Here is a 13,271-nt window from a genome sequence, read left to right as displayed (position 1 = left end):
TTCAAATTTGTTAGTACGAATGAAAAAGCTTCCGGTAGTCATGCCGGAAGCTTTTCTGATTTTATGTATTATAAATCAGCACCACCGTATATGCCACATAGCAAAGTATCATGATACTTCCCTCTATCCGTGTAATCGTTCGTTTGGCAAAGAACAGCCCGAAGAACCAAAGCAGGACACATGAACCCACCAGCGTGAATAAGTCGAAATTGGTGATTCCGCTTAGGCGGAGCGGGGTAATGCTGGCGCTGCATCCCAGTACGAAGAAGATATTAAAAAGATTGCTGCCGATAACATTTCCGATGGCAATTTCTGGATTCTTCTTCAGTGCGGCTACGATGGACGTGGCAAGTTCAGGCAGGGAAGTTCCTGCGGCTACCAGTGTCAGTCCGATGATGGATTCGCTTACACCCAGGTTGCGGGCGATGCCCGTAGCTCCATTGACGAACAGTTGCCCGCCATAAATAAGCGCGGCCAAACCGCCGATAATATAAAGAGTGGATTTCCACCAGGGAAGCAATTTGATGTCGTCCTCTTCGGCAGGAGGAGCGGGCGCGTCACCTGCCACAGGCGTGGACGGAGTACGGGCAATAGCGAAGGTATATCCCATGAAGATGGCGAAGAAACAAAGTAGCAATAAACCGTCTACCCTGTTCAGGACGTTCTCCGACGCTTTATCCAAAAAGACATCATTGGCACAGATGAGCAGTACGACAGAAGAAAGTATACAGAGCGGTATCTCCTTTCTTAGTGTATTCCGGGTGATGACAATCGGCGCAAACAGGGCGGTGCAACCTACAATCATCAATGTATTGAAGATATTACTCCCCACCACATTTCCTATGGCAATATCCGCGCTGCCTTTGAGGGCGGAAGACACACTGACTGTCAGTTCCGGGGCGGAAGTACCGAATGCGACAATGGTAAGCCCGATAACGATGGGCGGAATACGAAAGCGCTTGGCTACTGAAGCCGAGCCGTCCGTTAATCCGTTAGCTCCTAAAAGAATGAGGATAAGTCCTCCTATAAGAAACAATATATTCATAATTTTTATCCGTTTGGTGGCAAAGATAATCATTTTGGAAGTTGATATGTCAAAAACAATCCGTATGTTTGCTCTGTTTTAATTAAAAAAAGAGATTAACCTTCATTCACTATCTGCGAATAATAGGATATGGAAATAAATAGAATAAAAAGATTAGTACTGGTGTTGCTGGTGTCCTCCTTTGCAATGGGAGCGCAGGCACAGCTGGAACAAGCCGTTAAAAAGATATTTGCCGGAGATACCATAGCCGAGCCACATACCGCTTTGAAGCGGGATTCGGACTCTGCCTATGTGGCAGGTTTGCAAAGGACATTGGAAGAAGCCCGGCTCAATGAAGCGAATATGCGCATGGAGATGGAGCAGATGAAGCTTCAGATGGCTTCTGCCGATTCCGTGAAGTATGCGCAACAACGGCAGCGCATTGATTCTTTGCGTCAGTTCACGAAGGGAATACCTGTAGTGGCGGATGGCGATACCTTATTCTATCTTTTTACCAAACGTGGCGGATACACTCCCCAGCAACGGGCGCAAATGACAGGCGCCGCAGTTGAGGAACTGGGAAAACGCTTCAATCTCCGTCCCGATTCCGTTTCTATCGACCATTCGGATATTGTCTCCGATTTGATGTATGGCAATAAGGTGCTGCTTTCCCTTACAGACCAGGATGCATTGTGGGAAGGTGTTTCCCGCGACTCCCTTGCCAAGGAGAGACGGGAGAACGTTATCTCCAAACTGCATGAGATGAAGGCTGAACATAGCATTTGGCGGATGGCAAAGCGGATTCTTTATTTCGTACTGGTGATTGTCGGACAGTATCTGCTTTTCCGTTTCACAAACTGGCTGTTCCGCAAATTGAAAGCACGCATCCTGCGTTTGAAGGATACGAAGATAAAGCCTGTCTCCATCCAGGGATATGAATTGCTTGATACGCAGAAGCAAGCCAACCTGTTAGTCTTTCTCGCCAGTGTAGGGCGGTATATACTGATGGCGTTGCAACTGCTATTCACCGTTCCTCTTATTTTTATCATATTTCCGCAGACAGAAGGGCTGGCATACCGATTGCTGGGATATATATGGAATCCGATTCGGGGTATCTTTGTCAGTATCGTGGACTATATTCCCAAGTTGTTCACCATCATCGTTATCTGGTATGCGGTGAAGTATCTGGTGCGTCTGGTACTTTATCTGGCACGTGAGGTAGAAGCGGGACGCCTGAAATTTAACGGTTTCTACCCGGACTGGGCGATGCCGACTTTCCATATCATCCGATTCCTGCTTTATGCATTTATGATTGCGATGATTTACCCTTATCTGCCGGGGGCTAGTTCCGGTGTGTTCCAGGGAATCTCCGTCTTTGTCGGATTGATTGTTTCGCTCGGTTCAAGTACGGTTATCGGTAATATCATTGCCGGACTGGTGATTACCTATATGCGTCCGTTTAAGATGGGCGACCGGATTAAGTTGAACGATACCATCGGAAATATTATAGAGAAAACTCCCCTTGTCACCCGTATCCGTACGCCTAAAAATGAAGTGGTCACCGTGCCTAATTCATTTATCATGTCATCGCATACGGTGAATTACAGTACTTCGGCACGTGAATATGGTTTGATTATCCATACTGAAGTATCCATAGGTTATGATATACCCTGGCGACGGGTGAATCCTTTGCTGATTGAAGCGGCATTGAATACCCCGGGTGTGGTGGACGACCCGCGTCCATTCGTACTTGAAACTTCACTGAGCGACTGGTATCCGGTTTATCAGATTAATGCCTATATCAAGGATGCCAACCGGATGTCGCAAATTTATTCGGATTTGTATCAGAATATCCAGGATAAGTTCAATGAAGCGGGAATAGAAATCATGTCACCGCATTACATGGCTGTACGGGATGGAAACGAGACGACGACTCCAAAAGATGATTTAAGAAATAGCGATCCTGCGAATCAGCCGGAACAGGGAGATAAGACCGATAAAGTATAAGGTGCCCCTTTCATCACGAAAGAGACACCTTGCGTCGTGTGTTTTTTCACTGAGAGTAGAATTTATATCATTGAGGGAACTTATTTCTTCCGGGTGACCGTATAGAGTATATTCCCTTTTTTATCTATCATATGTAAGTTGAGCTCTTTCTTGTCGATGGAGCAGACGGAGAAACCCGGTTCAGGGCTACAGAATTTTGTCCCTTCAACAGGTTGCACTTTGCGTGCCAGGGATGCGGCGGAATTAACGATATAGTCGATGTCGCTTCCCGGAATACGGATGTGCTGGAAGTTATGGATATGTCCGCAGATATACATATCTACCTTGTGTTTCCGCAGGATGGAATCCACCCGTTTTTGCATATCCAGGCGTTCGCTCTCTTCTTTCGGCGTATAGGCATAGATGGGATGATGCCCGGCTACGATAATCCATTCTTCTTTGGCATTGGCGAGTACGGATTCCAACCATGATAATTGCTTGTTGATGTCCTGTTTGCAGGCATCGGGATATTTATCGCTTTCATTGCGATATTTGTCAATCAGCGGAGCCGTGTCTATCCATACGATGCGGATAGTAGCGCCGTTGTCTTCGAATGTTCGGGTGTAGTAGCGGTCGGGCATTGTCCAGCGACGGCTGACATGGGTATAATCCAGTACGGCTTGCGTGTTGCCGCGATATTCGTGATTTCCCAGGACGGGGAACCAGTCAATCATCAGTTCCGGGTGAGAGTAAATCAGTTCGTAGTTAGTCATCCACAAAGGGTCGTTCACACTGCGTACTCCTTCGAAATGATGAACATCTCCGGTAGCCACTACAAATTCGGGGCCGATTTCTTCCCCCATCGTACCCATTAATTCGGCAATGGGCTTTTGGTCGTAATATCCGTTGCGTCCCAAATCATTTGCTACATAGAAGTTAAACTTCTTGTCAAATATAGAGTAGTCCAACTGTGCCTGGACGAAGCTGCAAATGGAAATCAGTACGAGAATCAATAAACTTTTAATCTTCATATTCTATTGGTAATTAGTGATTTATAATATATCGTTTGTTACTCCCGGACTTTCGGCTTGTTCCTTTAAAAGGAAGGGGCTGTTCCTTTTAAACCAACGCTCCGTTTCTTTTAAAGGAACGAGGGTTTCCTTTTAAAGGAATGAATCCGATGACCGGAGAGTATCAGAAGTTGATTTTTACGCCGGCATTTATTTTTACACCATAATGCTCTGACTGCATTGTGCGGTCTTTGGTTCCCTGATAATAGCGAAGCGGTTGATTCAACAAGTTGGTAGCGTCTGCATAGAAGGTTGTTTTTATTTTCTTGCCGAATGTATAACTGGCGTTCAGGTCCATGTAATCTACGGCATCGTAATAACGGTCTAATGCGGCAACTTCGCCCATCTCATCGATAAAGCTCGATGCATGATTGTAGGAGAGACGTACGTTGAAACCTTTTTTCTCAAAGTAAAGTGAAGCATTGGCAGTGTGTTCGGGAGAGCCGGGCAGTGAAAGGTCTTTCTCGTTTTCGCGTCCTTCGAAGTTGAAGTTGTTCACCTTGGTATGAGTATAGGTGTATGTGCCGTAGAATCCGATACATTTCAGCGCGGGAGCAATGAAACTGAAGTCGCGTTGGTAGGCAAGTTCCACACCGAACAAGTCTGCGTCGCCTGCATTCTTGGGCTGGGTGAATTTCTTGTACTCGTTATTTTGATACGTATAGTCGCCGATTACCTGTTCTACAATGAAATCATTGATTTTCTTGTAGAAAATACCTGCGCTGACGAGTCCGACGCTCTTGAAGTAATAGTCTGCACTTAAATCGAAGTTGTAAGAGAGGGTGGGAGTCAGGTCGGAGTTACCCATGACCAACTCGTTATCGCTGCGGTTGATATTGACGCATGGAATCAGCGCAGAATATTTGGGACGGCTCAATGTCTCGGTGAAAGAAGCGCGGACTTTGAAATCATCCGTTACATCATATTTGAATAATACGCTGGGAAGCCAGTTGACATAGTTGTTCTTGTGGTTTCCGGTAGGTTCAAGACTTTCGTCTTCGTTTTCATCTACGTTCCAGTTCCAGCCGTTGTATTTGATATGGGTAGCTTCCATACGCAATCCCAGCATCAGTTTTATCTTCTTTCCAAGATTTTGGTCGAAGCGAAAGAAGGCGGAAGTGATGTTCTCTTTGGCGTGGTAGTTGCCGGAAGACTCTTCGAGTACCTGTTCACCTTCCATATTCTTCAGGTCGAGTGAACCCAGGTATTCTTTGGATACGAAATCAGTTGCTTTGTACTGGTTGCCCGGCATGTAACCGTCGCGAATCTGGCTGCTGAGGTTATTCATGTATTCAGTGTTGTACGTATCTTTGTAGGTATCCGCATAGTCATAACAGGTCACGTCACGGTCTTTGGTCTTGGATGCGTATTTGGCTCCGAACTTCAGGCTGTTTCCGTAGATACCGTTTGTGAGTGGCAGTTCGAAGTTGACTTTGAATTTCAGGTCATTTTCATAGATTTCCTGGTTGCTTTCGGTCAGCTCCTTTACTTTCCATTTTCCTCTTTCACCGTTCACTTCTCCGTTGTGCAGGCTTACGTCTGTTGTCACATACGGGAAACGGCCGCCTGCGTCTACAACGTTGAACCCGAGGAAGTCCTGTTTCAGGTTGAAATATCTTTCGTTCGGACGGTCTTCGCTGGCACGTGCATAGGATGCGCCCCAATCCACAGACAGCTTGCCGAATTGGTGTTCCCCACCCAGGCTGAAGTCCATAGTCTGTTGAAGTTCCAGGCGTGCGTTTCTGTTATCGGGCGTGCCCCCTTTGGTTTCTATTTGGGCGGCTTGCTGCATTTTATCTTTGTCATCCAGTCCGGTCTTGTCCAGGTCTTTGTAGGTCACCCGGTAACGGTTTTCCCAGTCATGGCGGCGGTTGTAGATACCTTGCAGTGTCAGCCGGTGGTTCGGGTTTATATCGTAGTCGAAAGCCAGTGAATAGCTTTGGCGTTCGCGGGTCACGTAGTACTGGCGTTTTTGTGCTTCCACCATGACCACTTCCCCTTGCTTGTTGACGTCGTATTCAAATTCTACATCGTCAGAACCTCCCGGAGCATTCTGATAAGAGATAGCTGCCAGCATTCCTAACTTATTGTTGAAGAAACGGTCGCCATAGGTAAGTCCCAGGTTCAGTTGGGCTTTTTCGCTTATCCAGTTGTATCCGGTTCCTGCTGTGGCACTGAACATTCGTTTGTAGGGAGTGCTTTTCGTAACGAGGTTGATAGACCCGCCGATGGCGTCTCCGTCCATATCCGAAGTAACCACTTTGCTGACTTCGATTGTTTGTATCATATCGGCAGGGATAAGGTCGAGTTGTACGTTGCGTGTATCACCTTCGGCAGAAGGGAGACGATTTCCGTTGATGGTGACGGAACTAAGGTCGGCGGAAGTACCGCGCACTTGTCCGAAACGGGCTTCGCCCTGGTCGTATTGCACATTAATACCATTGATACGTTTCAGGGCATCGCCGATATTGGAATCGGGGAATTTACCTACCTGGTCGGCTGAAACTACATTGGTGATTCCAAGATTGTTTTTCTGCGCATTGATGGCGCGGCGTTGTCCCTGGAAAGCTCCGCCTACCACTACTTCCTGCAATTCGAGCCCTTCATTGAGTATCACGTCTTTTTCGAGTGTCTTTCCGGCAGGAATGGTGATTTTCATTTCAACAGGCGAGTAGCCTACGTAGCTGACTTTTACTGTGTATGTGCCCGGAGTAAGATTGGCGAAAGTGTAGTAACCGTTGATGTCACTGGTCACTCCGGTGTGTAGCTTTTCGATGTAGATGGATGCTCCCGGAAGAATCTGTTTGGAAGTATCCACAATGCGTCCGCGGATAGTACCTTGCTTCACTACGTTCACTTTTTCTTCTGCAAAAGTGTTACCGCAGGTGCTCATGACTAAAAGAACGAATGGGACTAATTTTAAAAGTCGTTTCATAAATGTTAGCGTGCGTTAATTATTTGCCGCAAAAGTAGAGAGTTAAGGTTTCTTACTCTTTACAGTTACTTGAATAACGCGTAACAAATATGCTACGTTTGTATTACAACATTTGTGAGACTATCGGCTTGAACGGTTAATCGCTTCCGGGTATGGCGTAATGAATATCAAAACGTCCGTTAGTGAGACGTTCGCCATTGCCGAATGTCGCGCTGATTATTCGCTTATTCGTGTCGAAGCGGCTTATAAAGGCTATGCCGTCTTCCAACTCTTCCCCTTCGAACCGCACGTCCGTAATCGTTGATTCTTTGCCTTCTTTAGGCGATAACAGGGTAAAATGGATGCTGATTGCAGGCTTCACAGTGACGGAAACGGATAGTTTATCCTCTTCTTCGTTATAGCGGAATGAGTCGTGAGTCCATGCGTTCGAGTGTCCCCATCCAAGGTATCGTCCGCCTACATAAATCCAGCCGTCTACAAGACAGCCGAATGTATCGGTACCCGTAGTTGTGGCGGGGGGCAGAACTGTGATATCGATTGTGTCATCTTCCATGCAGCTCCAAAAACTGAGGATAGTGAGAAGGATGAGTATTGATTTCTTCATGGCTATTACAATAAATGTTAGAAATAGTAGGATAATCCCGTAGTTATATTCAGTCGTGTGAGGTTTGAGTCATTATCTGAGTCCAATTTTATATCAATCGTTTCTCCATGATAATGAGACCTCATCTTGAAAAGTCCGCTGAACATATATTGTACTCCCAGTCCGATTCCTACATTGGGAGTCAGTTTATAGCTGACATTGGCTTGGGTAAGAAGTCCGATACTGCAAGCGTTGACTTTTCGTGTTTTGCCGAATACCTGACTGTTGTTTCGTAGAAATACTACACCGGGACCGGTTTCCACACGAACTTGCCAATGCTTTGTATAAGCATTGCACATACCAATCTGAGCACCCATGAAATGAGTCCATAAGTGGTCTTTCCCTTCGGGATGACTACCTTTAGAGGAGAAACCGGAGTAGATTGCGCCGAAAACAAAGCGTTTGAGAGGACGGAAAGTATATTGGCCATTCCAGCTTACGCCTTGCGCGAGGTCGCGTTGGTAACTATGGGTGGTCAGTGTCAGTGAGGGGGGATTATGGAGCATAACACCATAGCCCGCATGAAAGGTGAACTCGTGTCTCTTGAAATCCCTTTGTGCGAAGAGAGAAGAGTGGCAGGTGAGCACGATGAATAATAAAATCGCTTTTATCAGTGTTTGCTTCATATAGATTAGTTTAGATAATGCGTCTTTTTTACAAAAGTAGAAAATATATTAGAACTTCTCACAACGAATCAGAATTTTTTGCCCATTATTTAATGTGCTGGCAAATAAGTAGGTATCTCCCCCTTCTGCAAGGTTGATGCGTTTGCGTAGTTCCGCCACAGTAGCCGGAAAGTTGCGGACGGTGAGGTTCGCTTTCTTCAGGTCTGCCAGACTTTCTTTTATTTCTTTCTTATTGAAACTGCATTGGCTGACAATGCGGAAGATTCTTCCGGGAAAGTCGGTAATCAGTGTATCGGAAGTATAAAGATGGCTGTTGGGATGCAGTTTCTTTACCGGATATTTCGTGGCAATACTGCGGAAAGCACCGGCTTTCAGAAGGGATGCATTCGGCTCATACAGATAGTTTTCTAATGCATCCGTGTAGGTGCATTCACTACGCTGCTCCTGTTCACGGGTGAATACGAAGTGCTGTTCTTCCTGTTCTCCTTTTGTGGAGAGGTTTACGCAGTGGATGGGGACTTCTGCCGGCGGGTTCTGTCCGAGTAATAACAGTAGCTCTTTGCATTCGTTATTGACGGATATGATATGTACTTCTTGCGTATATTCCAGCTCTTTCAGTGCTAATGTGAGGTCGAGCATGGGGGAGAGCTTAACCATGATTCGGTTGGCCTTGCTTAGTAAGAGTTCTTCCAGTTCGGCGACATCCGGTTCACAGTCGGAGATGGCGACGGTTTTACCACCGTGCTCGTTGCGGCGGGCAGGGTCGAGGAAGATACAGTCTACGGGGGACATTGCTTTCAGATGGTCTACTCCGTCCTCGTTTCTGACGGTTATATGGTTTAGGTTGAGTATGGAGAAGTTGTGTGCCGCTATTTCGCAAAGTTCTTCCTGGCGCTCTACGTAAGTGACTGATTGGAATCCCGCAGCAAGGAAAGAACAGTCTATTCCGAATCCTGCGGTAAGGTCGGTCAGAGAGTCGCCTTGCAGGAGACTTGCCTTGTAGCGTGCGGTGATTTCCGAAGAACATTGTTCCAATGACAGATGTTTCGGATACCATATATCTTCTATCTCCTTCCACGACGGGATTTTCTCGGCAGCGGTCTGTCGTCCTGCAATTTGAGTGATGGCAGCCGGCATATCCACGTCCGGGTACTTTTTAGCTTGCAGAGCTAGGGTGCGTACATTGTCCGATAGGTGTTCGCGGATGAATTGTTGAGTTTCGGGGGAGATTTGCATAAGGGTATTATTACGTTATTGTGATAGTACGATGAACCGTTAAGTAACGGTTTATGGTATTAATTTATACTTCTGTCTGGCTACGTCCCGGCTGCAAAAGTTGAAATGCCACCATTCACTGGGCAATGCACGGAATCCGGCTTCTTTCATTACTTTACGCAACAGTATCCGGTTCTGCCGTTCTGTTTCACTCATTTTTTCGTTGCGTACCAGTTCGCTTTCCTGAGTGATATGGGCTTCTGCACCCAAGTGGTCTACTTTCGTTCCCATGGGTAGCGGTTGGCCTAAAGAGTCCTGAATACTGATATCTACTGCCAACCCGTAATTGTGAAGCCCGCCGCCATTATTCGGATTGGAAACGTATCTGTACTTAGACGTCCCCTTCACTACATTCCACATCTTTTTTTGTACGGACATCGGGCGTGCGGCATCATAAATAAGGAGACTATACGATGGATGCAGCTCTTTCAGTGCTCTTTGTGCTTTTACAAGAGCGTGTGCCGCATCCGGGTGCAGATAGGCTTCCGACATATCATCGTAAAGAACCTCTCCTGTGAAATTATCCGCTTGTGTGTACATCAACTTCACGACAAGACTGCTGTCAAGTTCGGTCACGTCTACCAGTCCTAAAGAATCCATATAGCGAGCCATCGGACTTTTCTCCGGCTGCGGGGCGGGAAGAACGGTTTCGCTGACTTGTACGGTATCTATATATTCAGTCCCTGCTTTTGTGGAATCCTTTCCTTCCTTTGTCCCGGAAATACAGGAACACCACATCAGCAGAACAAAAAAAGCAGGCAAACAGTGTTTCAGAAATCTCATTGTACTTTTGTTTTTACGGCGGCAAAGGTACTCTTTTTTGCTTTTAGCATTTGATATTCTGAACTGCTTTTTTCAGATTGGCTACTCCTTTCCATACATCCAGCAGACGTAAGACACGTTCATCTTCCGCTTTGCTGTTATTGATAGAAAGTATTTCCGCATAGATTTCCAATAGTTTCTTTAAATCCTTGATAGGCTTTTCAGGAAGTTCGGCAAGCATTGCGGTCAGTAGTTTTTCCAGTTCCCGGTTGTGCAGCGGACTGACGTTCATCATCTGTTGCTGTATCAGGTCGGTTAATCTTTTCAGAGGTCCCCATCCAGTGCATTGGTGCGAGCCTAGAACCCTGCCTATGCGTGAGCTGTCTATGCATCCTGTGTTTGCACGCTCTATCCATATTTCGGCAGCGTAGGCACGACTGGTTTTGTCTGCTACCAACATACAAGTGGCTTCCAGGAGATAAGATATCTCGTGCCATGTATGTCTGAACTGATGGAATGTCTCTATGGTAGTCCGGGTCATGTTGATTTCTCTCACTTCATTTAACATCGGGTCATATATGGCTTGGCGAATACACCATACCAATAATGGTTCCGGAGAATTGGGTGACAGCCATAGCAGGCGTGGCAAATCATTTACTATTTCGTCGAAATGCTGTATCTGAGGATATATTTCCACCAACAACGGATGCGGGTCATACGAATGATATTCTACTCTCTCGTCATATTTACCTTTGTTGATAATCCGGGCATTCAGTCCTGTCGGCATATCGAAGCTGAGTGTCGAAGAAAACCATGTTACCTCTTTTTTATTGTAATCTGTATATGAATTAGATTCCTGATAGGTTCTCCATGTGAAGTTTCCGGTCAGAAATTGGCGCGGACTCTGGTTGTAGAGGAAATCCTTGAATTCGGGATAAATCGTTTCCGGTGATTTGATAAGCCCTGCTGTCATCCACCATGAAGGATGCGTGAAGGGAGCTTGGGGAACAGCTTCTTTCTCACCAAACAGGAAAAGAAGCAGATTGCGGTATTCTCCTTCCAGCTCTTGTGGAATGATAGGGAGTAATTGCGAGGTATTATCCAATGCGGTGCGGGACAGTGCTATCTGCATATCCAGGCTATCGGGTTCGACATTTGCCTGTTGGTATTGCTTCAGTCGCTGTATGAGAACTGCCGGGTCGATAAACATAGGCGTATGTGTAGGCATGGAGAGCAACGGTAAACGGGGATTGTTGCTTTCGAGAACGTCTAAAGTATGACATAGCAGTTGCCTGTGTACGGGATGCTCTACTTTCTTATTTATTTTTTTGCGGATAGTGCGTGATTTTAAATCACGGAATCCCCATGCTCCCCGTTGTACTTCGTCTTGCTGTACCATTTTCTCGTGCAGGACTTTCAGTTCTTTCCCTTCTTCGGGGAAACGCCTGATTAGTAGCTTTGAATAGTCGATGAGGAAAGTTGCCATCATATCATCCAATACGCCGGTGCGGGAATTTCCACCGCTTAGAATCAGTTTATAGGCACGTTGTAGAATGGGTGTCCATTGGGGGACTTGCCCGGCTTCCAGTTGGCCGTCCCATTGTATCAGCGAACTGATAAACTGTTCGAAGTGATACACTTCGTTTACTTCCAACACTTGGCTGGCTAAAAATATCAGGTCTTCGGTAGAGGTGATTTCCGGTATCCGGTTCTCTTCGCCGACGATGGGCGGTATAGGCTCATAAGTGAGGGAAGCCATAGGAGCGTCCGGATTTACAACAGCGATAGTATCCGGTGCGCTGTCTTCTAAGTAAGGCTTCAATTCTTTTTTGATACCGGTCAATATGGTATCCTCATAAACGGAAAGTGCCTCTTTTAATGTTACTGACTCTGTGTCTCCATAGGTCTGAATCAGTTTTACTATTTTGCTTTGGATAGATTCTTCACGGCTCATAAGCCCTTGCGCGGCGGCACAGCAGATGGCGTCGCGGTATTCTTTCCTCTCTTTTGCCAGTTTGCTGAGGATGGCGAGTGTGTTTTGATGGATTGCTTTGACATCCGAAGCAAACAGGACGGAAGTTTGGCTTAGAAACTCTTCTGTCTGGAATTGGGGATGGCTGCACAGGTCTTTCAGAACTCCGAGTATGACATTTATCGGGCGACTGTGGGGAGCGGACAAGACAGCAAATATTTCCGGTTGTAATGCCAGTTGTTCTTCTACGCTGGGTTCGAGTGCTGCAAACATACCGGCGAACCATCCGCATAAGTTCTTGTTCAGGTTTCGGTTGGTAGCTAACAAGGATTCCCGCAGCACACGCATACGGTCTATTTTTCCATTCTCGATGAGATATTTATAAGGATAATAGGTAAAACTTCCATTTTTCTTGTCCATCCAGTTTTGGCCGCAGTCGGACTCAAAGAGATACCAGATGTGCTCTTTTAGTGTGATTTCACGTTTTAGCAATATGGCGGTGGTGTTGATGTAGCTTACCAGATAGCCTGCTATGGTCTGCGGAGTGGGAGAGACTTTGAGGACTCCCTGTTCCAGCCAGTCCATCAGTAGTTCATAATCCATTCCGGAGAAACCATCGAACTCTTTTCCTTCACCTTCTTTGAAGAAGTTATCCAGCCAGGAAGGAATGTGCCATGGAATCAATTCTTTCAGTTGATTTACATTTATTCCCCATTCGTATTTACGGAATTCTTTCAGAGTGTAGATGACGAGGGCGGTAAGGTTGATGATACGATGCTGGGCGGGAGTTCCGCGTGTACCGTATGTGTTCTTGTTGAGTTGGACGAATTTACTGTAATAATCTTCCAATTTATTGAGACAGGGGACGAGACTTCTTCGTTCTTCCTGCGTTAATCCTTGTAGAAAGGGGATGATGGCATCGCCCTGTCCTTTTTCTACTATTTCTTTGAGACGTTCTTCTATGGTCATATTCAGGAG

At 46.2% G+C, this 13,271-nt stretch carries 9 protein-coding genes; 1 reads left to right on the top strand and 8 read right to left on the bottom strand.

The window, feature by feature from the left end:
- Positions 1–61: 61 nt before the first annotated feature.
- Complete coding sequence (locus HC965_RS03445; RefSeq protein WP_191030136.1) at positions 62–1,045, bottom strand: calcium/sodium antiporter; 984 nt, start codon at positions 1,043–1,045, stop codon at positions 62–64.
- A 129-nt stretch (positions 1,046–1,174) separates the two neighbouring features.
- Here HC965_RS03445 and HC965_RS03440 point away from each other — a divergent pair, with 129 nt between their 5' ends.
- Positions 1,175–3,031, top strand: a complete 1,857-nt coding sequence (locus tag HC965_RS03440) for a mechanosensitive ion channel family protein (protein ID WP_191030135.1) — start codon at positions 1,175–1,177, stop codon at positions 3,029–3,031.
- A gap of 80 nt (positions 3,032–3,111) precedes the next feature.
- On the opposite strand, the gene HC965_RS03435 is transcribed toward HC965_RS03440, so the two are convergent.
- The 7 genes from HC965_RS03435 to HC965_RS03405 all read right to left on the bottom strand — a co-directional run bounded on the left by HC965_RS03435 (position 3,112) and on the right by HC965_RS03405 (position 13,262).
- The gene (locus HC965_RS03435; protein WP_135039159.1) at positions 3,112–4,041 is read right to left on the bottom strand and encodes a metallophosphoesterase; all 930 of its coding nucleotides are present in this window, start codon (positions 4,039–4,041) and stop codon (positions 3,112–3,114) included.
- Positions 4,042–4,204: 163 nt separating this feature from the next.
- Positions 4,205–7,015 (bottom strand): TonB-dependent receptor, encoded by a 2,811-nt coding sequence (locus tag HC965_RS03430; protein ID WP_191030134.1) that lies wholly within the window; start codon positions 7,013–7,015, stop codon positions 4,205–4,207.
- A gap of 136 nt (positions 7,016–7,151) precedes the next feature.
- Complete coding sequence (locus tag HC965_RS03425; protein WP_191030133.1) at positions 7,152–7,619, bottom strand: hypothetical protein; 468 nt, start codon at positions 7,617–7,619, stop codon at positions 7,152–7,154.
- Positions 7,620–7,636: 17 nt separating this feature from the next.
- Positions 7,637–8,284 (bottom strand): hypothetical protein, encoded by a 648-nt coding sequence (locus HC965_RS03420; protein WP_191030132.1) that lies wholly within the window; start codon positions 8,282–8,284, stop codon positions 7,637–7,639.
- Between the two features lie 48 nt (positions 8,285–8,332).
- Positions 8,333–9,520, bottom strand: coding sequence for an SAM-dependent methyltransferase (locus tag HC965_RS03415; RefSeq protein WP_191030131.1), 1,188 nt, complete (start codon positions 9,518–9,520; stop codon positions 8,333–8,335).
- A 51-nt stretch (positions 9,521–9,571) separates the two neighbouring features.
- Positions 9,572–10,342 (bottom strand): M15 family metallopeptidase, encoded by a 771-nt coding sequence (locus tag HC965_RS03410; RefSeq protein ID WP_191030130.1) that lies wholly within the window; start codon positions 10,340–10,342, stop codon positions 9,572–9,574.
- A gap of 43 nt (positions 10,343–10,385) precedes the next feature.
- On the bottom strand, positions 10,386–13,262 hold the full coding sequence (locus tag HC965_RS03405; protein WP_191030129.1) for a DUF6493 family protein: 2,877 nt from the start codon (positions 13,260–13,262) through the stop codon (positions 10,386–10,388).
- Positions 13,263–13,271: the final 9 nt, after the last annotated feature.

It is taken from the genome of Bacteroides sp. GM023 (genome assembly GCF_014750685.1).
In the GTDB taxonomy this organism is placed as follows: Bacteria; Bacteroidota; Bacteroidia; order Bacteroidales; family Bacteroidaceae; genus Bacteroides.
Note: the sequence above shows the minus strand (reverse complement) of the source record. Positions and strands in the feature narration are given on the sequence as shown.

Excerpts from the sequence above, each read along its gene's own strand:
- HC965_RS03445 (WP_191030136.1), bottom strand. The coding sequence starts at position 1,045 with ATGAATATATTGTTTCTTATAGGAGGACTTATCCTCATTCTTTTAGGA.
- HC965_RS03440 (WP_191030135.1), top strand. The coding sequence starts at position 1,175 with ATGGAAATAAATAGAATAAAAAGATTAGTACTGGTGTTGCTGGTGTCC.
- HC965_RS03435 (WP_135039159.1), bottom strand. The coding sequence starts at position 4,041 with ATGAAGATTAAAAGTTTATTGATTCTCGTACTGATTTCCATTTGCAGC.
- HC965_RS03430 (WP_191030134.1), bottom strand. The coding sequence starts at position 7,015 with ATGAAACGACTTTTAAAATTAGTCCCATTCGTTCTTTTAGTCATGAGC.
- HC965_RS03425 (WP_191030133.1), bottom strand. The coding sequence starts at position 7,619 with ATGAAGAAATCAATACTCATCCTTCTCACTATCCTCAGTTTTTGGAGC.
- HC965_RS03420 (WP_191030132.1), bottom strand. The coding sequence starts at position 8,284 with ATGAAGCAAACACTGATAAAAGCGATTTTATTATTCATCGTGCTCACC.
- HC965_RS03415 (WP_191030131.1), bottom strand. The coding sequence starts at position 9,520 with ATGCAAATCTCCCCCGAAACTCAACAATTCATCCGCGAACACCTATCG.
- HC965_RS03410 (WP_191030130.1), bottom strand. The coding sequence starts at position 10,342 with ATGAGATTTCTGAAACACTGTTTGCCTGCTTTTTTTGTTCTGCTGATG.
- HC965_RS03405 (WP_191030129.1), bottom strand. The coding sequence starts at position 13,262 with ATGACCATAGAAGAACGTCTCAAAGAAATAGTAGAAAAAGGACAGGGC.